The organism is Sphingobium chungbukense (genome assembly GCF_001005725.1).
Classification (GTDB): Bacteria; Pseudomonadota; Alphaproteobacteria; order Sphingomonadales; family Sphingomonadaceae; genus Sphingobium; species Sphingobium chungbukense.
Map to the genome: position 1 here is coordinate 427,377 of NZ_LBIC01000003.1, position 23,752 is coordinate 451,128.

The window sequence follows — 23,752 nt, forward strand, 5'->3', positions numbered from 1 at the left end:
AATTAGGTCACGCCGCCGGAGGGGTGAAGGGCGGCACCGAACGAGGCTGGCGATCCTCACCGATCGCCACGAAGGTGAAAGTCGCCTGCGTCACGCGATAGGACCGGTCGTCATGACGCGTCCGCCGCCAGGCTTCGACGGCGATATGCATCGACGTGCGGCCGACCGATTTCAGCGTTGCGAACACCGACACCTCGTCACCCACGACGACGGGACGCAGAAAGGTCATGCCCTCGACCGCGATGGTCACGGCCCGGCCCTTGCTGTGACGTGCCGCGACCGAACCGGCCGCCGAATCCATCAGGCTCATCAGCCAGCCGCCGAAAATATCGCCATAGGGATTGGTATCGGCCGGCATGGCGATCACGCGAACCGCCGGGCTTTCCTGCGGTGGCAGCTCGTCGACCTTGCTGGACATCAGGCCAGCATGCCGATCGGATTTTCGACCAGCTCCTTGAAGACCTGCATGAGGCGGGCGCCGTCCGCCCCGTCGATGGCGCGATGGTCGAAGCTGCCGGTCGCCGACATGACGGTCGCGATCTGGAGCGAGTCGTCGATGACGAAGGGCCGCTTCTCGCCCGCGCCGATCGCCATGATCATGGCCTGCGGCGGGTTGATGACGGCTTCGAACTGCTTGATGCCGAACATGCCCATGTTGGAGAGCGAGGCGGTGCCGCCCTGATATTCTTCGGGCTTGAGCTTGCCGTCCTTGGCGCGGGCGGCAAGGTCCTTCATCACGGTCGAGATCGCGGCGACGCCCTTGCTGTCGACTTCGGTGACGATCGGGGTGATCAGGCCGCCGGGGATGGATACCGCCACCGAGATGTCGGCGCGCTGGAATTTCAGCATCTGATCACCGGCAAACTGCACGTTGCACTCGGGCACCTGAATCAGCGCGACGCCCAGCGCCTTGATCAGCAGGTCGTTGACCGACAGCTTGACACCCCGGGAGGCCAGCCCCGCGTTCAATTCGCCCCGCAGTTTCAGCAGCTTGTCGAGCTGCACATCCACGGTCAGGTAGATATGCGGCACCTGCTGCTTGGATTCGGTCAGGCGACGGGCAATGGTCTTGCGCATGCCACTAAGCTTGATGACCTCGTGCGGAATGCCGAAATCCTGCGCGGCGGCGGGCGCAGCCACGGGCGCGGCGGCCGGAGCCGAAGCAGCCGGAGCCGAAGCGGCCGAAACCGGTGCAGCAGCCGGGGCAGCCGCTCGGGCCGCCGGTACGGCACCCTCCAGGTCAGCCTTGACCACGCGGCCATTGGGGCCGGTCCCCGATATGGTCGCCAGATCGATGCCCTTCGCCTCGGCAAGACGGCGCGCAAGCGGACTGGCCTTCACCCGGCCATCGGACGCCGCCTTCGCTGGCACGGAGTCGGCTTTCGGCGCGGCGGTGGCGGAGGCAGGTGCGGCAGAAGCAGGCGCGGCTTGCGCCTTGGCAGGAACCGCATCGGCCTTGGGTGCTGGGGAAGCGCTGCCGGCGGCCGCTGCCGACACGTCCTCACCTTCTTCAGCGATGATGGCGATAATGGTGCCCACCTTCACCCCCTCGGACCCTTCGGCGACCAGAATCTTGGCGACGACACCTTCATCGACGGCCTCGAATTCCATCGTCGCCTTGTCGGTCTCGATCTCGGCCAGCAGATCGCCGGACGAAACCGTGTCGCCCTCCTTGACCAGCCATTTCGCCAGCGTCCCCTCCTCCATGGTCGGGGACAGCGCAGGCATCTGGATCGTCTTGCTCATGAACTGGGGGCCTCTCATCTTTATCGCGTGTGGGGCAATGACAGCCGTTTCGGCGCTTTAGCCGGGGCGGTCAAGGCCACGCCTTGCGCAAAGCCCGATATTGGGCCACATTTCACCAGACTGGTTCGCGTGTAACCATATAGGTTCAACAAACCAGACTTAACGCTCCGGTAAAGGGGCTTCGAACTGCGGAAACGGGCAAGCCATGCGGACATATCTGGTTGTCGTAGACGAATCGGCCGAGGCGGAAACGGCACTCCGTTTCGCCGCCCGCCGCGCCGCCAAGACGGCTGGCGCGGTTCGCATCCTCGCCCTCATCCCCCCTGCCGAGTTCGTCCAGTGGGGCGGGGTCCAGGCGACCATGGAGGATGAAGCCCTGCAACGCGCCGAAGCACTGGTCACCAGTGCAGCCGGTACGCTGACCGACGAATCCGGCATCCGCCCGAGCATCACCGTGCGCCAGGGCGATCCGGTGACGGTCGTGCGCCATACGCTGGAGGAAATGGACGACGTCGCCGCCCTGGTATTGGGTGCCGCCGCCAGCGGCCATCCCGGCGTCCTCGTCTCGCACTTCGCGGGCGCCGATGCGGGCAAGCTGCCCTGCCCGATCATGATCATCCCCGGCGGCCTGGATGCCGAAGCCATCGATCGGCTGAGTTGACGCCCCATGCGAACCTGAAACGCCCTACCGCCGGTGTTTTCCCCGCTTCGCCCCGATATGGCGGATATTGGCCGGTCGCCCCCGCTTGATCCCCGGCCGCGCCCGGTCCTTCCTGAAACTCGGCCGTTGCGGCAGCGCATCGGGCAATTCGAACCGCAAGGCCCCGTTGATCGGGTCCGCCTCAACCAACCGCAACTGCAACCGCTGCCCGACCGTATAGCGGTCCCCGCTCTCCACGCCCTCCAGCGCGCGCCCGGCCTCGTCATGGAAGAAGCGCTCGTCGCCCAGCGTCGACACCGGCACCAGCCCGTCGCCGCCCAGCCCCTCGACCGTCGCAAAGAAACCGAAACTCTGCACTCCGGTGATCCGCGCCTCGACCAGATCGCCGACATGCGCCGCCAGGAAAGCCGCGACATAGCGGTCGATCGTCTCCCGCTCCGCCTCCATCGCCCGCCGCTCATGCTGGCTGATCATCTCGCCGACGCGGCCCATATTCTCCATGTCCTCGCCGGAGAGCGAAGTCCGGTCAGGGATGGTGCCGCCCTTGGGCGCGGGCAGTTCCAGCCCATAGGCGCCCACCAGCGAGCGATGCACCAACAGGTCCGAATAACGCCGGATCGGTGAGGTGAAATGGGCGTAGGAGCCAAGCGCCAGCCCGAAATGCCCCATATTCTGCGGCGTATAATAGGCCTGGGTCTGGCTGCGCAATATCTGCTCCATGATCTGCGGCTTTTCCTCCGCCTCCCCGACGCGTTCGATCAGGCGGTTGAAGGTGGAAGGCTTCACCACCTGTCCCAGCGCGAATTCGATGTCGAACGTCGCCAGATAATCCTTCAGCGCCACCAGCTTGTCCCGGCTCGGCGGCTCATGGACACGGTACATGACCGGCGCCTTCTTCTGTTCCAGCGCCTTGGCCGCCGCGACATTGGCGGCGATCATATAATCCTCGATCAGCATATGCGCGTCGAGCCGCTCGCGCACGGCGACGCTGACGATCTTGCCAAATTCGTCCAGCACCACCCGCCGTTCGGGCAGGTCCAGCGCCAACGGCTCCCGCTTGTCCCGCGCCTTGCGCAGCAGCGCCCAGCAGCCCCAGAGCGGCTTCAGCGCATCCTCCAACAGAGGTTCCTCGCGCGTGCCGTCGATCGCCGCCTGCGCATCCTCATAGGCCAGCACCGCCGCCACCCGGATCACCGCGCGGGAGAAACGCCAGCTCTTCACCTTGCCCGCGGCGTCGAGGACGAGGTGGCAGGCCATCGCCGCCCGGTCCTCCCCCGCCCGCAGCGAACACATGTCGGAGGAAAGCTGATGCGGCAACATCGGCACGACCAGATCGGGGAAATAGACGCTGTTCCCGCGCTTCCTCGCCTCCCGGTCCAGCGCGCTGCCCGGCCGGACATAATAGCTGACGTCGGCGATCGCGACGATCGCCTTGTAGCCGCCCGCATTGGCCGGATCGTCATCCGGCGCCGCCCAGACCGCATCGTCATGGTCCCGCGCATCGACCGGATCGATGGCGACGATGGGCAAATGCCGCAGATCCTCCCGCTTCTCCTCATGCAGGGCGATACCGGACGCCGACACGGCCTCTTCCTCCACCCGCTCGGAAAAGACATGGGGAATGCCATGTTTGTGAATGGCGATCAGGCTGAAACTGCGCGGCGCGAAGGGATCGCCCAATATGTCGGTGACCCGCGCCGTGATCCGCGGCGGCCGCCCCACAGGTTCCGCCAGCACCAGATCACCCTTTTTCGCGCTTCCCACGTCGGAGATCGGCGTATCCCGGCGAATCCGCTTGTCGACCGGCCGCAACCACAGCTTGCCGCCCTCGCCCTCCTCCACCACGCCCAGCAATTCCTCGCTGGCCTTGGCGAGCTTCTTCATCGGATGCGCGACCCAGCCGCGCCCCGCCTCCTCGGTTCGCGCCAATATGCGGTCCCCGATGGTCAGGGCGCCGCGCTTGCCCCGCTCGACGACCCGCAACCGGGGCGCGGGCTGTCCCTCTGCCTCCCAGCGCTCGGGCGTCGCGATCAATGTGGTGTCGTCGACATCGACGATCCGCAGCACCGTGACCTTGGGCACGCCACCCATCTTGTGAAAGGCGCGCGCCGGGCCGATGTCGATCAGCCCTTCATCCGCCATGTCCTTGAGCAGCGCCTTGAGCGCGATCTTCTCCGCGCCTTTCAGGCCGAAGGCTTTCGCGATTTCCCGCTTGCCCGCGGGCTGGTCGGAAGAGGCAATGAAATCCATGACCTGCTCGCGCGTCGGAAAACCGGCGGGCCGCACCTTGGTTCGGGAAGATGCGGATTTCTTCTGTTTTTCGGTCGATGCCATGGACCAGCTATAGGGAGACCCGCCGGACCGCGCCAGTGCCTGCGGAATGTTCGGGCGGTGGATTTGGGTGGAAAGCGGAATATCGGGTATCGGCACGGGTCTTGCCAAAACAGACATAAGCCATGCATCATTCGATATGGCTGTAACTCTTCTCGCGCTTCCAAAAGAGGTGGCCTGGCAAAACTGAACATTGAGATAAGTGGATTTTCTGCCTGACGGTGGCCAGGATGGCTGCGAGACAGGAGCAGAGATGAGCAAACGACCCCGCCGGAATCACAGTCCGGCTTTCAAGGCGAAGGTGGCACTGGCTGCCGTGAAGGGCGAGAAGACGCTAGCCGAGTTGGCGCAGCAGTTTGACGTGCATCCGAACCAGATCACGACGTGGCGTAGCCAGTTGCTGGAGGGCGCGGCCGGTGTGTTTGGTTCGGACAAGGCATCGGAAACGGGCGAGCCGCCGGTTGACGTGAAGACACTGCATGCCAAGATCGGTGAGTTGACGCTGGCGAATGATTTTTTGGCCGGCGCGCTCGGGAAGGCCGGTCTGTTGCCGAGCGCAAAGCGATGATCGATCGTTCGCACAGTTTGCCGCTATCGCGGCAGGTGCGGGAACTGGGGATCAGCCGGGGCAGCGTTTATTACCTGCCCAGGCCGGTTTCGGTGGCTGATCTGACGATCATGCGGCGCATCGACGAACTGCACCTGGAATTTCCGTTCGCGGGTAGCCGGATGCTGCGCGATCTGCTGCGGCAGGAAGGGATCGAGATCGGCCGCCAGCATGTGGCCACGCTGATGAAGAAGATGGCGATCGAGGCGATTTACCGTCGCCCGAACACATCGAAGCCAACGCCAGGGCACAAGATTTACCCCTATTTGCTGCGCAAAGTACCGATTGTGCGGCCCAACCAGGTCTGGGCGACTGACATCAGCTACATCCCGATGGCGAGGGGGTTCGTCTATCTCGTGGCCATCGTGGATTGGTTCAGCCGCAAGGTCCTGGCCTGGCGTGTGTCGATCACGATGGAGGCCGACTTCTGCGTCGAGGCGCTGGAGGAAGCCCTGGCGCGCTACGGCAAGCCCGAGATTTTCAATACGGATCAAGGCAGTCAATTCACGAGCCACGCCTTCACCAGCGTGCTGCACCGGGAGGAAATCGCCATCAGCATGGACGGCCGAGGCGCATGGCGCGACAATGTGGTGGTCGAGCGCCTGTGGCGCTCGGTGAAATATGAGGAAGTTTACCTGCGCGCCTACGCCGCGGTTAGCGAAGCCCGGATATCGATCGGTCGTTATCTGAACTTTTACAACGCAAGGAGGCCGCATTCGAGCCTTGGCGCCCGGACCCCGGACCAGGCATATTTTGACAACCTGCCTATTGCGATGGCAGCATGAATTTTGCTGCCGATATGGGGCGTCACTCCGGTCGGGCTTCGCCCTCCCTGCATGACGCCCCATATCGGCAGTTCGATGATGAAACCGGCAGATGATCCACTTATCGAATGCCGATCCCTGTTCAGACTACCCCAGCCACCTCTCAACGGTGGATCATCACTGGAATTTGGAGCGGACGATTCCGATACAGTCCGTGACGTCATCACCACGCTTTTTGGGCAGATCGCGGAGCGGCGGTCAGCGTCATATTCCGACATCACCTTCGGGGGCGAAAGCTTTCTGTTGGAATGGGAGTGGGACGAGCCATGTCTAATTGCCACCAGCGCGAGAGGAAGCGAATTACTGTCGCAAATAGAAGAGCATCTAAACGGATAAACGGGTGGGTAGTGGACCGTCTGCTTCGGAGCCGATAGCTGTGGTAACCTGACCATCCTCATGCAAGATAAAGTTCATGACATTGGATGAAGAAAGCGAGCGAGCAACATGTATGTTGCTAGGCAAGGCCATCAGACGGATTGCTCGATTCCGGGAAACAGAAATTCTCATAGAATTTGAGGACGGCACGCGGCTTTTTGTCGATAGCGCGACGCCTTTGCAGCTATCTATTCAAGAGGCCGTATGAAAGGTTTGAACGGCGACGACGGGTGGTTTGGCGATAGTCCGGTTTTGGAGGCGAATGGCGCTATTCAACCAATTCTAAGCGCTCAGCTTGGATCATTGGTTTTCCCGTCGCACCGTTTGCGATGACCTGACCAGACAAACGCACCTTTTGCTCGATAAACCCGTTTTTGTCAGGGCGAGAGGTATGAACAATTCTGTCATACGCCCCATCGACGGCTTCATTGGCTGCGGCAAAATCGGTTGTTCCGGGGCACTGATCGGAGGTGAGATAGGCGCCGCATTCGATGCAACCCTGCTCAGCATAGGCATGAAGTATCGCTGTGCCTTCCACCTGATCGCCGACCGATACAGTCCAGCACCGATCCGCAGCGATTTTTATCGGTCCTGATCCGCAAGATGTTAAAGCGATGAAGGGGAAAAGGAATGTCCGCATCTAGGCATTTTCACACCATGCCTAAAAGTCTGCAAGTGGTCGAATTCGCTCGGCGGTTCATCTCTTTGACTGTTAGCGTCAGAAGTTAAGGGAATGCTGCTGAGTTGACACTCCCCTGCCAGCAGGCCCACAGGAAATAAATACCAAGTTGTTGTCGGGGTAGAATTTGGCCATGAAAAAAACATTCGCGACGTCGGTTTCGGCCCTCTGGCTCGCCGCCATGCCGATCTCAGCTTCGGATATGCCGACAGGCGCGAAGATAATTCCTTTATCAGAAATCGATCGAAGCAAGCCAATACCTCGCGCGAGCCCGGCTTCTTGGATCACACCCGAGGATAGCAATCTGTTTCCGCGCTTTGGTAGCGTTAATGGAACGACCAAGTACACGCTCCATATAGACGCAGAGGGAAAAGTTGTCCGGTGTGAGGTGACATCAAGCGATGCCCCTCAAGAATGGAATGCGATCGCATGCAACCTTCTGTCTACACGTGCTCGCTTTTTGCCCGCTTTAGGCCCAAACGGGCAACTCATAGCCGGTAAATTCTCGAACAAGATCAAATGGCGATAGTCCCTTACGCTACTAGAATAGTAACTTTTGACCTTCTGCCGCTGCGCCTGAACGTCCGCAATCAGGAACGCGCTGCGAAAGACTGAACGTCCTCGAATGGTCGAAACCCGTCGACCGATCAGGCCAATTTCCGCGCCCGCTCCCGCCAGGCCTCGGCCAGCACGGACATCCCGGCCAGCGCGCGCACCGCATCCGGCTCGCCCTTGTGCCCGCCCCCGATCAGCAACCGGAACACCCGCGCGATCGACCAATCCGGCAAGGGCCGCTCCAGCAGGTCCATCCGCATCCCGGCCTCCGCCTCACCCTCGCGGACCACGCGAACATAAATGCCGCACCGCGCCGTCTTCACGATCGTCGCCATGACATCCCGCGCGCCGAAGCGATGGTCGAGCTTCCAGCAGGGCTGCCGCCCATGGCTCACCTCGACCACCGCGCTGCCCAGGGAGAAGCGATCGCCCAGGCAAATCTCCTCCTCGGTCATTCCGCGCGATGCGATATTCTCGCCAAAGGCCCCCGGCGCATCGAGCAGCGGATGCCCCGGTTTCCGCTCGCGCCACCAGGCATAATGATCCTGCGGATAGAGATGGATGGCTTTGTCCCAGCCGCCATGGTGCAGGCTGTCCGCCACCGCATCGCCCGCAAGGCCGAGCCAGCCGATCCGCACCGGCCCTTCGACCGGTTTCTTGGCGATGGCGCTATAGTCCCCATCGCGAAAGGGGACGGGCGTGCCGGTCAGCAAGGCATCGACGGTCATGGATATCATGGTCATGACCTCCCTTGCCACGAAGGCGGGCCATTGACCAAGTCCAGTGGAATGAAAGCGGCTTCAGGCCGGGGACAATTCGGACTCCAGCTTCAGCACCTCGCTGCCGCTGTCGGTCGTCACCAAATAGGCCGGATTGCGGCTGGACCCGTTGCGACGGATCAGCGCACCCTCAATGGTCCGTTCGACATGCCGGTCGAACCGTTCCGCGCCCCTTCCGCGGCCGACGCCCTGCCCCCAATTCCATTTGACCCTCGCTCCTTTGCGAAAGCTTTCGGTCATCAAGCATTCTCTCCTGTAGGGAACAACCGCGCCGGCCGGCCATCATTGCTGCCGATACGCAAAAATCCCGAATAGCTTCGCGGTTCCCTTGGGTTTTGCGATTGTCTGCGTTAAGGGCGGCGGATGGATGTTAAGGGCCTTCGCGTCGCGCTCTTCAGCGGCAATTACAATTATGTCCGCGATGGCGCGAACCAAGCGCTCAATCGCTTCGTCGGCTATCTGCTGCGGCAGGGTGCGGCCGTACGCGTCTATTCCGCCACCACCGACACCCCGGCGTTCGAACCGACCGGCGATCTTGTCAGCGCGCCTTCGATTTCCGTCCCTGGCCGCCGCGAATACAGGATTCCCTACCGTATGTCGGGCGCCGTGCGCCGCGACCTCGCTGCGTTTCGTCCCAATCTGGTCCATGTTTCCAGCCCCGATCCGCTTGGCCATCGCGCCGTTGCCTGGGCACGCAAACACGGGCTTCCCGCCGTCGCATCGGTCCATACGCGCTTCGAAACCTATCCGCGCTATTACGGCCTCGCCTTTCTGGAGCCGGCGATCGAATCGCTGCTCCGCCGCTTCTACCGCCGCTGCGACGCCATCGTCGCACCGTCCGATTCGATGGCGCAACTGCTGCGGGAACAGCGGATGAGCTATGATGTCGGCATCTGGACCCGCGGCATAGACCGGGACATATTCAATCCAGGCCGCCGCGACACGAACTGGCGCCAGTCGCTCGGCATAGCGGATGACGAACCGGTGATCGGCTTCATCGGCCGGCTGGTGATGGAAAAGGGCCTCGACGTCTTTTCCGACACGATCGACCATCTGACCGCGAAAAATGTACGCCACAAGGTACTGATCGTCGGCGAAGGCCCCGCGCGGGAATGGTTCGAGAACCGCCTGCCGAACGCCGTCTTCACCGGTTTCCAGAAAGGCCCCGATCTCGGCCGCGCGGTCGCCAGCATGGATATGCTGTTCAACCCCAGCGTCACCGAAACCTTCGGCAATGTGACGCTGGAGGCCATGGCCTGCGGCCTCCCCACCGTCGCCGCCCGCGCCACCGGCAGCGAGAGCCTGGTTTCCGAAGGCGTCACCGGCCGCCTTATCCGCCCCGGCGCGATCACCGCCTTCGCCGACGCCCTGACCGCCTATTGCACCAACCCGGCCGCCCGCGCCGCCGCCGGCGCAGCAGCCATGGCGGAGGCGGATCATTATGGCTGGGATCAGGTGAACCAGGCACTGGTCGACACCTATGTGCGCGTGATCCGCCAGCGCGAACATGGCGCGATCGTGCGCTCGAGTCCTGTTCCCTGAAAGCAAATCCAACCCTATATCGCGGGTGATGGCTGACCTTTTCGCTCCCGACGACCTGCCTGCATCCACCCCGGCCGATGCCCCGCTCGCGGACAAGCTGCGCCCGCACGCGCTGGCCGACGTCGTCGGGCAGGATCATCTGACCGGTCCCGAAGGCGCGATCGGCCGCATGGTCGCGGCAGGACGCCTTTCCTCGATCATCCTCTGGGGCCCGCCGGGCACGGGCAAGACCACCATTGCCCGCCTGCTCGCGGATGCCGTGGGCATGCGCTTCGAGCCGATCTCCGCCGTCTTCTCCGGCGTCGCGGACCTCAAGAAGGTCTTCGCCACTGCCAGGGAACATGCCCGGCGTGGCGAGAAGACCCTGCTCTTCGTGGATGAAATCCACCGCTTCAACCGCGCCCAGCAGGACAGTTTCCTGCCCTTCGTAGAGGACGGTACCGTCACCCTGGTCGGCGCGACCACGGAGAATCCCAGTTTCGAACTCAATGCCGCGCTTCTTTCCCGCGCGCAGGTGCTGATCCTGCGCCGGTTGGATGCGAGCGCCCTCGAACAATTGCTCGACCGCGCCGAAGCCCTGACCGGCCGCCCCCTGCCCCTTGATCCGGCTGCCCGCGAAGCCCTGCTCGCCAGCGCGGACGGCGACGGCCGCTTCCTGCTCAACCAGGTCGAAACCCTCTATTCCATCGACATTCCCGAACCGCTCGATCCGGCGGGCCTTTCCGCCCTGCTGCACCGCCGCGTCGCGGTCTACGACAAGGATCGGGAGGGCCATTACAACCTCATCTCCGCGCTGCACAAAAGCCTGCGCGGCTCGGATCCTCAGGCGGCACTCTATTATCTCGCCCGCATGCTGACGGCGGGCGAGGAACCGCTTTACGTCCTGCGCCGCCTTGTCCGCTTCGCCGTGGAGGATATCGGCCTCGCCGACCCGCAGGCCGTCGTCCAATGCCTCGCCGCCAAGGATACATATGAATTTCTCGGCTCTCCCGAAGGCGAACTCGCCATCGTCCAGGCCTGCCTCTACTGCGCCACCGCGCCCAAATCCAACGCCGCCTACAGCGCCATGAAGTCCGCCTGGAAATCCGCCCGCGAGACGGGCTCGCTGATGCCGCCGCAGAATATCCTGAACGCTCCGACCAAGCTCATGAAGACGATCGGCTATGGCAAGGGCTATCAGTACGACCATGACGCTGCCGAAGGCTTTTCCGGCGACGATTACTGGCCGCAGGAGATGCAGCCCCAGACCTTCTATTCTCCCACCGAACGCGGTTTCGAAGCGCGCATCGCCGAACGTCTGGCCTATTGGGACCGCCTGAGAGCCGAACGCAGCGGGAAATGACGCCGCGCTTCACCCGCTACGCCGTCATCGATTGGTCCGGCGCCAAGGGTTCGCGCCACAAGGGCATAGCCGTCGCCCTTTGCGAAGCCGGAGCCGCGGTTCCCACGCTCCAGCAACCGAAGGGCGGCGGCTTCTGGTCGCGCCGCGCCGTCGCGGACTGGCTGATCCGGACCGCGCGCGAAGCGCCCACCCTCTTCGGCTTCGATTTCAGCTTTGCCCCGCCCTATATCGCGCGGCAGAGCTACCTTCCCGGCGACGAAGTGCCGACCGCCGGCCCCGCCTTCTGGGCCTATGTCGACAGCGTCTGCCAGGATGAGGATCTGGGCGCCGCCAGCCTGCTGGAACATACCCACCGCCGTCATTTCTATTTCGGCAAGGCGGACGGCATCAAGGCCGACTATATGCACAACCGCGCCTGCGAAGGCCATTACAATGGGCAAGGCGGCGGCAAACCCTCCACCGTCTATGACGCGATCGGCGCGGCGCAGGTTGCCAAGGCGAGTTTCGCGGGAATGCGCCTGCTCCATCATGTCCACACCCATGTCCCGGTCTGGCCCTTCGACCCGCCGCCCAAAACCGGCTCGCTGGTCGTCGAAATCTACACCAGCATAGCCGCCCGCGCCGCCGGCCGGCCCAAGGGCAAGGCCAAGATGCGCGACCTGGCGGCGCTCAACGACGCCCTGATCGCGGTCGAATCGCAACCGCATGTCGGCCTGCCGCCGGACGATCACGGCGCGGATGCGATCCTCACCGCCGCCTGGCTCCGCCGCGCCGCGCCGCGCCCCAGCCTGTGGAACCCCGCGCCCCTCGATGAAAAAATCGCGGCAACAGAGGGCTGGACGTTCGGCATCATCTGATAGTAAGGCGCTCCCCACCAGAATGATGGGCCGGATTAGCACAGCGGTAGTGCAGCGGTTTTGTAAACCGAAGGTCGGGGGTTCGATCCCCTCATCCGGCACCATGCGTTTCCCATATTTGCAGCAGGGTGATCTTCCCCTAAAGTCACAGCATGGCACTTCAACGCCTGAAAAGCTGGGCGCGGGAACTGAAGGTCGACATCATCGCGCTGTGGATCGCCGCCCGCGCCAGCCGCACGCCCCTGACCGCCAAACTCGTCGCCGCCGGCGTCGCGGGCTATGCGCTCAGCCCGGTCGACCTTATCCCGGACTTTGTCCCGATCCTGGGCTATCTGGACGACCTGATCGTCCTTCCCCTGGGCATCATGCTGGCGATCCACCTCATCCCGCCCGCGTTGATGGCCGATTTCCGCACGCAAGCGCAGGACATGACGGACCGGCCGAAAAGCCGGATCGCCATGACGCTGATCGTCCTGCTGTGGCTGGGCCTGACGCTTCTGGTCGGCCTTTGGGCACTGCGCCGCTTCGCTTGACGCCCCAACGCAAAATGGGGGCCGGCATTTCTGCCGGTCCCCACTTCCGTCGTGTCTCTCGATCCGCTTCTCTTTCAAGATGCGATCATCGGACTCGGCGCGCGATAGGTCCGCCTCAAAGGCTTTGCTATCGTGTCGGCTCCGTTTGCCCGGCCGGTCGGCCGTTCTCCCGCAGCCTGTCCTCTCTATTCGATACCCGACGTTCACTTTCGCGCGTGCACGGCATCGTCTATTGAGAACCATCGGATTTCCGCATTTTCCTTCCGGTCCATGCTTCTTTCCCGACGCTCGAAAAGTTCTTCAAGTCACTGATTTCTCACTGACTTTGGCATCCAGATTTCTCTGTCTCCCGTTCTTTCCGATAAGAGAATGCTCTCACCAAAAGCGAGTCGTTCAAAGCGGAATCTTGCCCTCCTAAGACGGCCTCCCCCTAAAGCTGTGGATAAATGTGGATAATTTTTCCATGAGGTTCAGTCGGCCGGCGACCACCCCTCCGGCGCCAGCGTAAAACCCGAAAATTCAAAGCCGGGGACCACGGTGCAACTTACGAGGGTCCAGCCTCCCATGGGGCGCGCCGATTGCCAATGATGCGCCGGGACCAGCCCCTGGGGCCGCTGCCCGGCGATCACATCACCGCCCAGCAGCCACTCCCGCACCGGACCGCCCTCTTCGGCGACGGAAAGGATCAGCGGCACACCGGCGTGCCAGAACCAATGCTCGTCGGCGTCGACCCGATGCCAATGCGACTGCTGGTGCGCTTCCAGCAGGAAATAGATCGCCGTTCCGGATGCGCGCGTGCCCGGCCCGGCGTCCGCCCGCCAGGTCTCCCGATACCATCCCCCTTCCGGATGGGGTGACAGGTCGAGAGACCGGATCAACGCCCTTGCCGCCGCTTCATCCTGCCCGATCATCGCTTCACCTCAAATTTTATCTATTCAAAAACAATAGGATGTGTCGTTGTCACAGGTTCATGCAACCTCGATCAATATGGGCGAGTTGAACGACCAAAGCACGTCTTTTGGAGGAGATAAAATGCGCAAGACCCTTATGGCCCTGGCCGCCGTTTCCCTGGCCATCCCCGTTTCGATGGCTGTTCCCACGGACGGCGCGAATGCCCGCCGCCATTATGAATATCGCGAATGGCGCGGTCGCGACGGCCGCACCTATTGCCGCAAGTCCGATGGAACCACCGGCCTGATCGTCGGCGGCGTCGGCGGCGCCCTGGTGGGCCGCGCCATCGATACGCGTGGCGATCGCGCCACCGGCACGATCCTGGGCGCCGCGGGCGGCGCGCTGCTCGGCAAGGAAATCGACAGCAAGCGTCGCTGCCGCTAACACAAGAAATGAAAAAAGGGCGGCTTCCCGGTCGGGAGCCGCCCTTTTTTAACGGAAGCTTCCGAAAAGCTTATTCGGCGGAGGTTGCCGCGCCGCGGGCATCCTCGACCTTGAAGGTCACGGCCTGGCCACCCGAAACGCCCGAAACGCGGCCGTTCTTGACGGACAGGTTGAAGGCGACGGCGTCGGGGTAACGACGGCCGGAAATCACCTTGCCGGTCTTGGTGTCCTTGACGTCATACACATAGGTATAGCCTTCGTGCGTGAACTTCTGCTTGGCAGCCTCTTCGGCATGGGCCGGAGCGGTCGCGGCACCAGCGGCCAACAGGGCGGACAGGACAAACTTGGACAGCATTCGCATGGGTCAACTCCTTGTGAATGCCGATCAAACACCTCTGGAATATTCTTTTCTGTTGGGACCGATTTATGGTGCACTGCGGCAAAACGACAATCGCAAACAAAGGCGAAACGATTGCATTTCCCGCAACCGCCTTCTCAAGCCTTTGATAAAGATATGATATGTTTGAATTCCGCTTCCGTCAGCGGGGACACGGACAGGCGCGATTGGCGGATCATCACCATCTCGGCCAGCGCCGGATCGGCCTTCATCGTCTTCAATGTCACCGGCTTTTCGAACTTTTCCTTCGGCCCCACATGGACGGCGATCCACTTGCCCGTCTCGTCGGTGCTGTCGGGGGCCGCTTCCTCGACGATCTGCATGATGCCGACGGCCTCGACCCCGATATTGCTGTGATAGAAGATCGACAGGTCGCCTTTCTTCATCGCCTTCATATTGTTCTGGGCGGCATGGTTGCGCACCCCATCCCATTCCGCCTTCCCCTTTTCGACCAGATCGTCATAGGAGAAGACATCGGGTTCGGATTTCATCAGCCAGTAGTTCATGGCTTCTCCTTGCATCAGCCGTCGAGGACGATCAAGGATGGGAGCATGTCCGCGTGACGCCCCGATGGCGTACCGGGCCGATCCTGTTGATCTTGGAGAATGAAGTGTCGCAATCGGTGCTCGACCAGGTGCCCGTCCTGTCCCTGGGCCATATGACGAAGGCCGATTTTTCCGCCGCCTTCGGTGGTTCCTTCCAGCGTTTCGGTTTCGCCATGGTGAAGGATCATGGCATGGACCAGGCGCTGATCGACAAGGGCTGGGCGCTCGCCCGCCAATTCTTCGCCCTGCCAGATCAGGCGAAGCGCCGCTACGACGCCAAATATAATGGCGGCCAGCGCGGCTATACCGCTTTCGGCGTGGAGATCGCCAAGGGCGCGAGCGAGAACGATCTCAAGGAATTCTGGCATGTCGGGCGCGACCTGCCCAAGGGCGACCCGCTCCGCGAGTCCATGCCCCCCAATATATGGCCGGACGAACTGCCCGAATTTCGCGAGACCTTCGGACGCCTCTATGCGGAGTTCGACCGCGTCGGCGCCGAACTGCTCTCCGCCATCGCGCTCTATCTCGGCCTTCCGGAACGCTGGTTCGACAAGCCGATCGAGAACGGCAATTCGATCCTGCGCCTGCTCCATTACCCGCCGGTCTCCGCGGAAGCCCCCGGCATCCGCGCGGGCGCCCATGAGGACATCAACCTCATCACCCTGCTGCTGGGTGCGGAGGAAGGCGGGCTGGAGCTCAAGGACCGCAACGGCAACTGGCTGCCGGTCGTGCCGCCGCCGGGCGCGCTGGCCATCAATGTGGGCGACATGCTCCAGCGGCTGACCAACCATCATCTGCCCTCGACCAGCCACCGCGTCGTCAATCCACCGCCGGAACGGCGCGGCTATTCACGCTATTCCATGCCCTTCTTCCTGCACCTGCGTCCGGATTTCCTGATCGATGCCCTGCCCCAATGCGTGGACGCGGAGCATCCCAGGCGCGAGGCTCCTATCACCGCGCACGACTATCTGACGGAACGGCTGCGGGAAATCGGGCTGATCAAGGGGTAGGCTCACCGTGCTCCTGCGCAGGCAGGAGCACGAAGCGCTTCGATCGAAACGATGCGCACCCGGAGATCAGGAACCTACCTCCGTCCCCGCCCCATGGTGATCCCGATCTCCTCGCCCTTTTCACTCAGGGCGAGTTTCACGATCTTCACCTCGACATGGCTGACCTTGTCGTCCTGGAGGAAGATCGTCTCGATGATATGGTCGGCCACCGCCTCGATCAGCGTGAAATGCTGCCCTTCGGGCAGCGCCGTGGTCGCCGCATGCTTCAGGTCCATATAGTTTTTGGACCGCGACAGCGGCGTATCGGGCTCATAATGATCCGCGACCTTCAGCTTCGCACGGATCGAGATGCGCAGCGGCTGCGGCAGGTGCGTCTCCTCCGAATAGATGCCGGTCAGGACATCGACATCCAGATGATTGACCTCCAACGTCAGAAAATCGTCAAATCCGCTGTTCATAGCTCGCCACATTCGGCCCTTGTCGTTGCGGCCATGGTCTGCCGCGGATGGGTCCAGTTTAGACTTTTATTTTGCGAGCCACGCGCTAAAGCCCGCCGCTCTCGGCGCGTCCATGCGCCATTGAGGACGGATCGGCAAGACGTGTCTGTGATAGTGCCCCTCAACATCATGTCGCAGGACGCCGTCGAGCGGTTGCTCGACGCGGCCTTCGGCCCCGACCGGCACGGCCGCACAGCCTATCTGATTCGCGATCATATGCCCTGGCTTCCCGAACTGTCCTTCGGGATCGAGGATGAGAAGGGCAGGCTCATCGGCTCGCTGCAAAGCTGGCCTGTCGCCCTCACCCATGAAGACGGCAGCCAGACGCCCCTCATCATGGTCGGTCCCGTGGCCGTCGATCCGACCGTGCAGGGCACCGGTCATGGCCGCGCGATGATGGACGCCGTCGTCACCGCCGCCCGCGCGCAGAAAAGCGACCCGCTGATGATGATCGGCGATCCCGAATATTATGGCCGCTTCTGGGGCTTTTCGGCGGAAGGCACCGCCGGCTGGAACTGTCCCGGCCCGTTCGAGCCGCGCCGCCTGCTCGCCCTTTCGGTCGACGGCCGCCCGATCGGCGGCCTGGGCATGCTCGGCCCCCGCATCAGCATCCAGGCCTGAAATTTCCCTTTTGCCTTCGCGCCCGAGCGATCCTATCTCGACCTCATGCCGATGGAGCCGCCCCCCGATCTCGCCAGCCTGTCCCTGACCGACATCGCCCGCCTGTTGGCGGAAAAGCGCCTGCCTCCGGTCGAAAATTGGAACCCCGCCCATTGCGGCGACAGCGACATGCGCATCGCCCGCGACGGCACCTGGTTCCATCAGGGCTCCCCCATCGGCCGCGAAGCCATGGTCCGCCTCTTCTCGACCATCCTGCGCCGCGAATCCGACGGCAGCTACGTCCTCGTCACCCCGGTCGAGAAACTCTCGATCGAGGTGGAGGACGCCCCGTTCGTCGCGGTCGAACTCAAGACCGAAGGAGAGGGCCGGACACGCAGCCTGGCCTTCCGCCTCAACACGGGCGATCTGGTCGCCGCCGGCCCCGACAACGCCCTCATCCTGCGGGAAACACCCGACGGACCGCATCCCTATCTCCACGTCCGCGCCGGGCTTGACGCGCTCATCGCCCGCAGCGTCTATTATGAACTCATGAACCTCGCGCTGGACGAAAGCGCCGATCCCATCGGCCTCTGGAGCAACGGCGCCTTCTTCGCGCTGGACGGATCGGCATGACCCTGGCGGATCGTCTGCGGATTGCCTTGAAGGAAGGGCATGAGCGCGAAGTCGGCCTGCTGCCGTCCGACACCCGTGATCCGCGCATAGAAGGCGAACTCATCCTGGCCCCGGCCGCCGTGCTGGTCGCCATCACCGACCGCACCGAACCCGGCCTCATCCTCACCCAGCGCTCGGCCAGATTGCGCAAGCATGCAGGCCAGGTCGCCTTCCCCGGCGGCCGTGTCGACGACAATGATCCCGATGAAATCGCCGGCGCCCTGCGGGAGGCGCAGGAGGAGATCGGCCTCATTCCTCATATGGTCGACATCATCGGCACATCGGACCGCTATCATACCTTTACCGGCTTCGACATCATCCCCGTGCTCGGCGTGATCCCGCCCGACCTCCCGCTCCATCCGCAGGAGGCGGAGGTTGCCGAACTGTTCGAACTGCCCCTCGCCTTCGCCCTCGACCCCCTCAACAGAATAAAGAAATCATTGGAATTTGAAGGATCTGAAAGGCATTATTACGAAATCATGTGGGAAGGACGCCGCATCTGGGGGATTACTGCCGCCATCCTCGCCAATCTGTCGCGCAGGCTCGGCCATGACCAGCTTGCTACCTGACGCCGACTGGCGCCACCGCCCCGGCCTCGACGCCCTGCTCGCGGCACTTGGCGCGGCCGAGGGCCATGCCCGCTTCGTCGGCGGCGCCGTACGCGACGGCCTGCTGGGCCTGCCGGTCAGCGATCTCGACATCGCCACCGACCTGACGCCCCAGTCCGTCATCGACCGCCTCAAGACCGCGGGGATCAAGGCGGTCCCCACCGGCATCGACCATGGCACCATCACCGCCGTCATCCACGGCTGGCCGGTCGAGATCACGACGCTGCGCCGCGACGTCAGCACCGACGGCCGCCGGGCGACCATCGCCTATACCGGCGACTGGCGGGAGGACGCCGCCCGGCGCGATTTCACCATCAACGCCCTGTACGCCCACCCTGTCACTCACGAAATCACGGATTTCTTCGACGGCGTGGCCGACCTCCAGGCCCATCGCGTTCGCTTCATCGGCGACCCCCGCGCCCGCATCGCGGAGGATCATCTGCGCATATTGCGCTATTTCCGCTTCCTCGCCCGCTTCGGCGATGAGCAACCCGACGACGAAGCCTATGCCGCCTGCCGCACCGCCGCCAACAGCCTGATGGCACTGTCGCGCGAGAGGATCGCCGACGAGCTGCTCAAATTGCTGGCCGTCGCGGCCCCGCTGGCCTCGCTCCAGCTCATGGTCGACGGCGGGATATTATTGCCGGTCATGCCGGAGGTCGACCAGAACAGTCTCGACCAGCTTTCGACCCTGATCGTCCGCGAAACCGCATCGGCCACAGCGCCTTCAGCCCTGCGCCGCCTGGCCGCGCTGCTGCCGCGCGACCCGCGCATCGCCGATCAGGTCGGCGCCCGGCTCAAACTGTCCAACAAGGCCCGCAAACGCCTGACAATCGCGCTGGAAGCTCCGGCCTCAGGCATCCCGCCCCGCGCCCTTGCCTTCACCATCGGCATGGAGGGGGCCATCGATCGCATTCTGCTCGATCCCGCCGCGCCGCTCGACGGCTTGGCCATGCTGGAGAACTGGACCCCGCCCCGCCTGCCGCTCGGCGGTGGCGTGCTCATCGCGCGCGGCCTTCAGCCGGGCCCCGATGTGGCAAAGGCGTTGGCGGAGGTTCAGGCCATATGGGTGGCGGAGGGTTTTCCCGACGACATCCGCCTCGCCGAAATCGCGGATCAGACCGTCTCGAAATTCCAGCGCGCACGCCAATAGTCGAAGGCATCCGCCTCCGCCATCGGCCGCGCGAAATAATAGCCCTGCCCCTGCCAGCAGCCCAGATTCTGGAGCGCATGGGCCAGTTGCTGCGTCTCGATCCCCTCGGCCGTGACATGCAGGCCCAGCGATTCGGCCAGCGACAGGATGGTCCGGACCATGATCTCCTTGTCGCGATCCTCCAGCATCGAACTGACGAAACTGCGGTCGATCTTCAATATGTCGATCGGCAGGCTGTGCAGGCTGGCCAGGTTGGAATAGCCGGTGCCGAAATCGTCCATGGCGATCGGCATGTGCAGGTCCTTGAGGGCGAAGAGCAGCTTCTTCGCCTTCTCCGGATCGGCGACGATCGCGCTTTCCGTCAGTTCGGCGGTCAGCCGATTGCCCGAAATCCCCGAATAACGCAGCGCTTCCTCGAACATGGAGGCCACATCATCCCGCGCCATCTGGATGGGCGACAGGTTCACATTGACGCCTACCGGCAGAGGCTGTCCGAATTTCGCGTCCCAACGGCTAAGCGCCTGTGCCGCCTCATAGGCTGCCCAACGCCCCAGCGGGGTGATCAGGCCGCTTTCTTCGGCCACCGCGATGAATTCGGTGGGCGACACATCGCCCAGTTCATCGTCATTCCAGCGCGCCAACGCCTCGAAGCCGGTGATCTCGCCGGTCTGCAAATGAATGAGCGGCTGGAACGCAAGCGTCAGCCCCCCCTGCGCCAGCGCATCGCGCAAACGGCTTTCCACGGAAAAACGCCGTTGCGCTTCCTTCAGCACACCGTTGCGATAGATTTCCACCTTGCCGCTGCGCTTGGCGATCTTGACCGCTGCCTGCGCCTTGCGAACCACATCGTCCGGGTCCTCCGACAGGCTGAGCGACAGCGCGCAGCCAATCGCGCAATCGACCCGAATCTGCAGATCGCTCAGCCGAATCGGATAGCTGAGCGCATCGCGAATACGCTGAACGATGTGAAGAGCATCCGACAAGCCGTTGTTCAAACGAGCAAAAACAGCAAAATCATTACCGCCGATGCGTGCCAGCACATCTCCCTGGCGCAGGCTGGACTTCAGCCGCTTGGCGACCGTGATCAGCAATTCGTCGCCCGCCATCGGCCCCAGCGATTCATTGACCCGGCTGAACCGGCTGAGATCGATGGCGATGATGCCGAACTGGGCATTGTCGGGCCAGGGCGTGTTCCTCAGCCGGTCGTCGATCTCCTCACCGAAACCCGTACGATTGGGCAGGGCAGTCAGACCATCGGACAGCAATTCCCGGCGCAGATTCTTCTCGATCGCGCGGTCGCTGGTCCGGTCGAGCGCCGTGAACAAAAACAGATTCGGCCGCCCTTCCAATTCGGGCAGCCGTCCCAACGTGCAATGGAAATATTCCGGCCCCAGAACGCCGTCGCGCCGCAATTCGAAACTCTCCGAATCACGCGCCGACTGGACATATTGCACGATGCGGTTCCGCCATTCTGCGGCATGGGCCGGCTTCACAGCCTCATCCATCGTCGGATCGAAATATCTGCGAAAAGATGAATTGATAGCAACGACGGATAAAATATTGTTTTCGAACGAAAATGTCGCAGATGGATGAGGCAGGGCGGCCAGCCACTCGCTCATCGTCACCGGGTGCACGGGATGCGCGTCATCGACCCCGGGCAGGAGCTCGACTTTCGGCATATCATCGGGCCGATCACGCATCGACGTGGATTCCATGGGACCCGGCAATAGGAGCAATCGGTAAATATTCGGGAAACGACATTTCCCGATTCCGATATATAATAGATAAAATATCAGCCGATCAGAAACGGTTATCCCGCGGGAATCCGGTAGGCGGCATCCGGCCCGCGGCACCGCGGGCCACACGCCATGGCGTCATGTCCGCCTCCGTCCGCGTCCGCCCCGTCTCGCCACCCATGGTCCAGCTCAGGCCATCGGACAGGCGGAAGGCGATCGCATCGGACAGGCCGCCATCGCGATAACGCTGCATCTGCACGCCCTGCCCGCGCGCCATGCGCGGCATTTCGATCAGGGAAAACACCAGCAGCTTTCGGTTCTCGCCCACCACCGCGACGCTATCGGCTTCCGGTGCGATCGGGTGCACGACGCTCAGCTTCGCGCCTGTTCGCACATTGACGACCTGCTTGCCCTTGCGCGTTTCGGCGATCACATCGGCCACCGCTGCCACGAATCCGCGACCGTCCGACGACGCCAGCAACAGTTCGCCGCCCGTCCGCGCGGGCATCAAGGCAACGATATTGCCGGTCCCGTCCATATCGACCAGCGATCGCACCGGATCGCCGAAACCGCGCCCACCCGGCAGCTTGTCCGCGCCCAGGGTGAAGATGCGCCCCGTCTCGGTCGCCAGCAGCAGCTTGTCGGTCGTCTGCGCGTGGAAGGCGATCATCGGACCGTCGCCTTCCTTGAACTTCAGCGTATCGGCCGAAGCAAGGTCACGATGCCCGCTCATCGCCCTGATCCAGCCGCGCTCGGACAGGATGACGGTGATCGGTTCCTTCTCGATCATCGCCTCCAGCGGGATTTCCCGCGCCGGCGCCGCTTCCTCGACCAGGGTGCGCCGCTTGCCGAATTCGCTCTCCGGCGAATAGCGCTTGCGCAGGTCCGCCAGATCCTTCTTCAGCCGCGTCCGCTGCCGCGCCGGGCTTTCGACCAATTTGGTCAGCTCGTCGCGTTCCTTGAGCAATTCCGAATGTTCGCGCCGCAGCTCCATCTCCTCCAGCTTGCGCAAGCTGCGCAGCCGCATGTTGAGGATCGCCTCGGCCTGCCGGTCGTTGAGGCCGAATTCGGCCATCATCACTTCCTTCGGCTCATCCTCGGTCCGGATGATCTCGATCACCCGGTCGAGGTTCAGATAGGCGATGATATAGCCGTCGAGCAGTTCCAGCCGCGCCGCGATCTTCTCCAGCCGGTGCTGCGCGCGCTTCACCAGCACGTCGATCTGGTGCTTCAGCCATTCGACCAGCACCGTCTTGAGGCCCAACACCCGTGGCGTGCGCGTCGCGTCCAGCACGTTCAGGTTCAGCGGGAAACGGTTTTCCAGATCGGTCAGCCGGAACAGGCTGTCCATCAGCACATCGGGATCGACAGTGCGGGCGCGCGGTTCGATGACGATGCGGATGAGTTCATCGCTCTCGTCGCGCACATCGGCCAGGATCGGCAGCTTCTTGTCGTTGATCAGCGCCGCGATCTGCTCGATCAGCTTGGATTTCTGCACCTGGAAGGGGATTTGGGTGACCACCGCGACCCAGGTGCCGCGTCCGCCATCCTCCTTGTGCCAGCGCGCGCGGGTTCGAAACGATCCCCGCCCCGTCGCATAAGCCTCTGAAATAATGGAGGAGCTGTCGACCAGCACACCGCCGGTAGGAAAGTCCGGACCGCGCACGATCTGCATCAGGTCGGCATGTTCGGCATCGGGATTGTCGATCAGCAGGCTGGCCGCATCGATCAGTTCCGACACATTATGCGGCGGGATGCTGGTCGCCATGCCGACCGCAATGCCGGTTGCGCCATTTGCGAGAAGATTGGGGAAAAGGCCGGGGAAAACCTCCGGCTCCTGGTCCTCGCCATTATAGGTCGGGCGAAATTCGACGGTGCCCTCGTCCAGCCCCGCCATCAGGTCGGCCGCCGCCTGCGTCAGCCGCGCCTCCGTATAGCGCATGGCCGCCGCATTATCGCCGTCGATATTGCCGAAATTGCCCTGCCCGTCGACCAGCGGCGTGCGCAGCGAGAAATCCTGCGCCAGACGCACCATCGCGTCATAGACCGACGCGTCGCCATGCGGGTGGTATTTGCCGATGACGTCGCCCACGACGCGGGCGCATTTCTTGTAGGAGGTGGTGTTGCGCGCCGGATTGGCGACCAGCACGTCGGGCGACGCACCGCCCGGCTCCATCCGCAGCAACCGCATCGCCCAGAGCAGCCGGCGATGCACCGGTTTCAACCCGTCGCGCAGGTCCGGCAGCGATCGCGCCGTGATCGTCGACAGCGCATAGACGAGATAGCGCTGGGACAGCGCATCGTCGAACGGGTGATCCTTGATAGCGTCGAACGGGTCGCGAAAATCGGTCATCGGGATCGGAATAGC

Annotated in this window: 26 protein-coding genes and 1 tRNA gene; 14 read left to right on the forward strand and 13 right to left on the reverse strand. The window is 63.1% G+C overall.

What is annotated here, in order from left to right; all coding sequences use genetic code 11:
* Nucleotides 1-7 precede the first annotated feature (7 nt).
* Together YP76_RS08105 and YP76_RS08110 are read right to left on the reverse strand one after the other, a co-directional pair.
* Nucleotides 8-418, reverse strand: a complete 411-nt coding sequence (locus YP76_RS08105; protein WP_046763062.1) for an acyl-CoA thioesterase — start codon at nucleotides 416-418, stop codon at nucleotides 8-10.
* On the reverse strand, nucleotides 418-1,746 hold the full coding sequence (locus YP76_RS08110; RefSeq protein WP_046763063.1) for a pyruvate dehydrogenase complex dihydrolipoamide acetyltransferase: 1,329 nt from the start codon (nucleotides 1,744-1,746) through the stop codon (nucleotides 418-420). The genes YP76_RS08105 and YP76_RS08110 overlap by 1 nt, the downstream gene beginning before the upstream one ends.
* A 205-nt stretch (nucleotides 1,747-1,951) precedes the next feature.
* Here YP76_RS08110 and YP76_RS08115 point away from each other — a divergent pair, with 205 nt between their 5' ends.
* Complete coding sequence (locus YP76_RS08115) at nucleotides 1,952-2,407, forward strand: universal stress protein (RefSeq protein WP_046763064.1); 456 nt, start codon at nucleotides 1,952-1,954, stop codon at nucleotides 2,405-2,407.
* Nucleotides 2,408-2,431: 24 nt separating this feature from the next.
* On the opposite strand, the gene rnr is transcribed toward YP76_RS08115, so the two are convergent.
* Nucleotides 2,432-4,741 (reverse strand): ribonuclease R, encoded by a 2,310-nt coding sequence (rnr, locus tag YP76_RS08120; protein WP_046763293.1) that lies wholly within the window; start codon nucleotides 4,739-4,741, stop codon nucleotides 2,432-2,434.
* 250 nt (nucleotides 4,742-4,991) lie between these two features.
* Between rnr and YP76_RS08130 the strand changes: the two genes are divergently transcribed.
* Nucleotides 4,992-6,130, forward strand: a protein-coding gene (locus YP76_RS08130) for an IS3 family transposase (protein WP_157035679.1) whose coding sequence is annotated in 2 segments (ribosomal slippage) — nucleotides 4,992-5,259 and nucleotides 5,259-6,130 — 1,140 coding nt in all. Because the reading frame shifts where the segments join, the coding sequence is not laid out codon by codon here.
* Nucleotides 6,131-6,581: 451 nt separating this feature from the next.
* Nucleotides 6,582-6,752: a hypothetical protein gene (locus tag YP76_RS28170; protein WP_176596524.1), complete on the forward strand. Its 171-nt coding sequence runs from the start codon at nucleotides 6,582-6,584 to the stop codon at nucleotides 6,750-6,752.
* Nucleotides 6,753-6,812: 60 nt separating this feature from the next.
* Here YP76_RS28170 and YP76_RS27670 read toward each other — a convergent pair whose 3' ends face one another.
* From YP76_RS27670 to YP76_RS08150, 4 genes are all read right to left on the reverse strand, one after another.
* On the reverse strand, nucleotides 6,813-7,184 hold the full coding sequence (locus YP76_RS27670; protein WP_157035709.1) for a hypothetical protein: 372 nt from the start codon (nucleotides 7,182-7,184) through the stop codon (nucleotides 6,813-6,815).
* A gap of 78 nt (nucleotides 7,185-7,262) precedes the next feature.
* Nucleotides 7,263-7,511, reverse strand: coding sequence for a hypothetical protein (locus YP76_RS08140; protein WP_046763066.1), 249 nt, complete (start codon nucleotides 7,509-7,511; stop codon nucleotides 7,263-7,265).
* Nucleotides 7,512-7,870: 359 nt separating this feature from the next.
* Nucleotides 7,871-8,521 carry an MOSC domain-containing protein gene (locus YP76_RS08145; protein ID WP_046763067.1) on the reverse strand — a complete coding sequence of 217 codons (651 nt, stop codon included), beginning with the start codon at nucleotides 8,519-8,521 and terminating at the stop codon, nucleotides 7,871-7,873.
* A gap of 57 nt (nucleotides 8,522-8,578) precedes the next feature.
* Nucleotides 8,579-8,797 (reverse strand): hypervirulence associated TUDOR domain-containing protein, encoded by a 219-nt coding sequence (locus YP76_RS08150; RefSeq protein ID WP_046763068.1) that lies wholly within the window; start codon nucleotides 8,795-8,797, stop codon nucleotides 8,579-8,581.
* 123 nt (nucleotides 8,798-8,920) lie between these two features.
* Here YP76_RS08150 and YP76_RS08155 point away from each other — a divergent pair, with 123 nt between their 5' ends.
* The 5 genes from YP76_RS08155 (at nucleotide 8,921) to YP76_RS08175 (ending at nucleotide 12,831) form a co-directional block, all read left to right on the forward strand.
* Nucleotides 8,921-10,099 (forward strand): glycosyltransferase family 4 protein, encoded by a 1,179-nt coding sequence (locus YP76_RS08155; protein WP_046763069.1) that lies wholly within the window; start codon nucleotides 8,921-8,923, stop codon nucleotides 10,097-10,099.
* Between the two features lie 28 nt (nucleotides 10,100-10,127).
* Nucleotides 10,128-11,441: a replication-associated recombination protein A gene (locus YP76_RS08160; protein ID WP_046763070.1), complete on the forward strand. Its 1,314-nt coding sequence runs from the start codon at nucleotides 10,128-10,130 to the stop codon at nucleotides 11,439-11,441.
* Nucleotides 11,438-12,298 (forward strand): hypothetical protein, encoded by an 861-nt coding sequence (locus YP76_RS08165; RefSeq protein ID WP_046763071.1) that lies wholly within the window; start codon nucleotides 11,438-11,440, stop codon nucleotides 12,296-12,298. The genes YP76_RS08160 and YP76_RS08165 overlap by 4 nt, the downstream gene beginning before the upstream one ends.
* A 29-nt stretch (nucleotides 12,299-12,327) precedes the next feature.
* Nucleotides 12,328-12,402, forward strand: a tRNA-Thr gene (locus YP76_RS08170).
* Between the two features lie 48 nt (nucleotides 12,403-12,450).
* Nucleotides 12,451-12,831 (forward strand): YkvA family protein, encoded by a 381-nt coding sequence (locus YP76_RS08175; RefSeq protein ID WP_046763072.1) that lies wholly within the window; start codon nucleotides 12,451-12,453, stop codon nucleotides 12,829-12,831.
* A gap of 470 nt (nucleotides 12,832-13,301) precedes the next feature.
* Here YP76_RS08175 and YP76_RS08180 read toward each other — a convergent pair whose 3' ends face one another.
* Complete coding sequence (locus YP76_RS08180) at nucleotides 13,302-13,742, reverse strand: cupin domain-containing protein (RefSeq protein WP_046763073.1); 441 nt, start codon at nucleotides 13,740-13,742, stop codon at nucleotides 13,302-13,304.
* Nucleotides 13,743-13,863: 121 nt separating this feature from the next.
* Between YP76_RS08180 and YP76_RS08185 the strand changes: the two genes are divergently transcribed.
* Nucleotides 13,864-14,166, forward strand: a complete 303-nt coding sequence (locus YP76_RS08185; protein ID WP_046763074.1) for a glycine zipper 2TM domain-containing protein — start codon at nucleotides 13,864-13,866, stop codon at nucleotides 14,164-14,166.
* Between the two features lie 70 nt (nucleotides 14,167-14,236).
* On the opposite strand, the gene YP76_RS08190 is transcribed toward YP76_RS08185, so the two are convergent.
* Complete coding sequence (locus YP76_RS08190) at nucleotides 14,237-14,527, reverse strand: hypothetical protein (protein WP_232307485.1); 291 nt, start codon at nucleotides 14,525-14,527, stop codon at nucleotides 14,237-14,239.
* 134 nt (nucleotides 14,528-14,661) lie between these two features.
* Complete coding sequence (locus YP76_RS08195; protein WP_046763076.1) at nucleotides 14,662-15,069, reverse strand: EVE domain-containing protein; 408 nt, start codon at nucleotides 15,067-15,069, stop codon at nucleotides 14,662-14,664.
* Between the two features lie 104 nt (nucleotides 15,070-15,173).
* Here YP76_RS08195 and YP76_RS08200 point away from each other — a divergent pair, with 104 nt between their 5' ends.
* Nucleotides 15,174-16,118: an isopenicillin N synthase family dioxygenase gene (locus YP76_RS08200; protein ID WP_046763294.1), complete on the forward strand. Its 945-nt coding sequence runs from the start codon at nucleotides 15,174-15,176 to the stop codon at nucleotides 16,116-16,118.
* 74 nt (nucleotides 16,119-16,192) lie between these two features.
* On the opposite strand, the gene YP76_RS08205 is transcribed toward YP76_RS08200, so the two are convergent.
* Nucleotides 16,193-16,576 carry a dihydroneopterin aldolase gene (locus tag YP76_RS08205; RefSeq protein WP_046763077.1) on the reverse strand — a complete coding sequence of 128 codons (384 nt, stop codon included), beginning with the start codon at nucleotides 16,574-16,576 and terminating at the stop codon, nucleotides 16,193-16,195.
* 168 nt (nucleotides 16,577-16,744) lie between these two features.
* Between YP76_RS08205 and YP76_RS08210 the strand changes: the two genes are divergently transcribed.
* From YP76_RS08210 to YP76_RS08225, 4 genes are read left to right on the forward strand one after another with little or no spacing between them, the layout of a single operon-like run.
* Nucleotides 16,745-17,236: a GNAT family N-acetyltransferase gene (locus YP76_RS08210; protein WP_198147444.1), complete on the forward strand. Its 492-nt coding sequence runs from the start codon at nucleotides 16,745-16,747 to the stop codon at nucleotides 17,234-17,236.
* A gap of 45 nt (nucleotides 17,237-17,281) precedes the next feature.
* Nucleotides 17,282-17,848: a DUF1285 domain-containing protein gene (locus tag YP76_RS08215; RefSeq protein ID WP_046763079.1), complete on the forward strand. Its 567-nt coding sequence runs from the start codon at nucleotides 17,282-17,284 to the stop codon at nucleotides 17,846-17,848.
* A complete protein-coding gene (locus YP76_RS08220; protein ID WP_046763080.1) occupies nucleotides 17,845-18,456 on the forward strand; it encodes a CoA pyrophosphatase in 612 nt (203 codons plus the stop codon). The genes YP76_RS08215 and YP76_RS08220 overlap by 4 nt, the downstream gene beginning before the upstream one ends.
* Nucleotides 18,437-19,648 carry a CCA tRNA nucleotidyltransferase gene (locus YP76_RS08225; protein ID WP_046763081.1) on the forward strand — a complete coding sequence of 404 codons (1,212 nt, stop codon included), beginning with the start codon at nucleotides 18,437-18,439 and terminating at the stop codon, nucleotides 19,646-19,648. The genes YP76_RS08220 and YP76_RS08225 overlap by 20 nt, the downstream gene beginning before the upstream one ends.
* Here the strand turns inward: YP76_RS08225 and YP76_RS08230 are convergent.
* Together YP76_RS08230 and parC are read right to left on the reverse strand one after the other, a co-directional pair.
* Nucleotides 19,612-21,153: a putative bifunctional diguanylate cyclase/phosphodiesterase gene (locus YP76_RS08230; RefSeq protein ID WP_408640430.1), complete on the reverse strand. Its 1,542-nt coding sequence runs from the start codon at nucleotides 21,151-21,153 to the stop codon at nucleotides 19,612-19,614. The genes YP76_RS08225 and YP76_RS08230 overlap by 37 nt on opposite strands.
* 295 nt (nucleotides 21,154-21,448) lie before the next feature.
* Nucleotides 21,449-23,737 (reverse strand): DNA topoisomerase IV subunit A, encoded by a 2,289-nt coding sequence (parC, locus tag YP76_RS08235; RefSeq protein WP_046763082.1) that lies wholly within the window; start codon nucleotides 23,735-23,737, stop codon nucleotides 21,449-21,451.
* Between the last annotated feature and the right edge of the window lie 15 nt (nucleotides 23,738-23,752).

Excerpts from the sequence above, each read along its gene's own strand:
- YP76_RS08105 (WP_046763062.1), bottom strand. The coding sequence starts at position 418 with ATGTCCAGCAAGGTCGACGAGCTGCCACCGCAGGAAAGCCCGGCGGTT.
- YP76_RS08110 (WP_046763063.1), bottom strand. The coding sequence starts at position 1,746 with ATGAGCAAGACGATCCAGATGCCTGCGCTGTCCCCGACCATGGAGGAG.
- YP76_RS08115 (WP_046763064.1), top strand. The coding sequence starts at position 1,952 with ATGCGGACATATCTGGTTGTCGTAGACGAATCGGCCGAGGCGGAAACG.
- rnr (WP_046763293.1), bottom strand. The coding sequence starts at position 4,741 with ATGGCATCGACCGAAAAACAGAAGAAATCCGCATCTTCCCGAACCAAG.
- YP76_RS28170 (WP_176596524.1), top strand. The coding sequence starts at position 6,582 with ATGACATTGGATGAAGAAAGCGAGCGAGCAACATGTATGTTGCTAGGC.
- YP76_RS27670 (WP_157035709.1), bottom strand. The coding sequence starts at position 7,184 with ATGCGGACATTCCTTTTCCCCTTCATCGCTTTAACATCTTGCGGATCA.
- YP76_RS08145 (WP_046763067.1), bottom strand. The coding sequence starts at position 8,521 with ATGACCATGATATCCATGACCGTCGATGCCTTGCTGACCGGCACGCCC.
- YP76_RS08150 (WP_046763068.1), bottom strand. The coding sequence starts at position 8,797 with ATGACCGAAAGCTTTCGCAAAGGAGCGAGGGTCAAATGGAATTGGGGG.
- YP76_RS08155 (WP_046763069.1), top strand. The coding sequence starts at position 8,921 with ATGGATGTTAAGGGCCTTCGCGTCGCGCTCTTCAGCGGCAATTACAAT.
- YP76_RS08160 (WP_046763070.1), top strand. The coding sequence starts at position 10,128 with ATGGCTGACCTTTTCGCTCCCGACGACCTGCCTGCATCCACCCCGGCC.
- YP76_RS08165 (WP_046763071.1), top strand. The coding sequence starts at position 11,438 with ATGACGCCGCGCTTCACCCGCTACGCCGTCATCGATTGGTCCGGCGCC.
- YP76_RS08175 (WP_046763072.1), top strand. The coding sequence starts at position 12,451 with ATGGCACTTCAACGCCTGAAAAGCTGGGCGCGGGAACTGAAGGTCGAC.
- YP76_RS08180 (WP_046763073.1), bottom strand. The coding sequence starts at position 13,742 with ATGATCGGGCAGGATGAAGCGGCGGCAAGGGCGTTGATCCGGTCTCTC.
- YP76_RS08185 (WP_046763074.1), top strand. The coding sequence starts at position 13,864 with ATGCGCAAGACCCTTATGGCCCTGGCCGCCGTTTCCCTGGCCATCCCC.
- YP76_RS08190 (WP_232307485.1), bottom strand. The coding sequence starts at position 14,527 with ATGCGAATGCTGTCCAAGTTTGTCCTGTCCGCCCTGTTGGCCGCTGGT.
- YP76_RS08195 (WP_046763076.1), bottom strand. The coding sequence starts at position 15,069 with ATGAACTACTGGCTGATGAAATCCGAACCCGATGTCTTCTCCTATGAC.
- YP76_RS08205 (WP_046763077.1), bottom strand. The coding sequence starts at position 16,576 with ATGAACAGCGGATTTGACGATTTTCTGACGTTGGAGGTCAATCATCTG.
- YP76_RS08210 (WP_198147444.1), top strand. The coding sequence starts at position 16,745 with ATGTCGCAGGACGCCGTCGAGCGGTTGCTCGACGCGGCCTTCGGCCCC.
- YP76_RS08215 (WP_046763079.1), top strand. The coding sequence starts at position 17,282 with ATGCCGATGGAGCCGCCCCCCGATCTCGCCAGCCTGTCCCTGACCGAC.
- YP76_RS08220 (WP_046763080.1), top strand. The coding sequence starts at position 17,845 with ATGACCCTGGCGGATCGTCTGCGGATTGCCTTGAAGGAAGGGCATGAG.
- YP76_RS08225 (WP_046763081.1), top strand. The coding sequence starts at position 18,437 with ATGACCAGCTTGCTACCTGACGCCGACTGGCGCCACCGCCCCGGCCTC.
- YP76_RS08230 (WP_408640430.1), bottom strand. The coding sequence starts at position 21,153 with ATGGATGAGGCTGTGAAGCCGGCCCATGCCGCAGAATGGCGGAACCGC.
- parC (WP_046763082.1), bottom strand. The coding sequence starts at position 23,737 with ATGACCGATTTTCGCGACCCGTTCGACGCTATCAAGGATCACCCGTTC.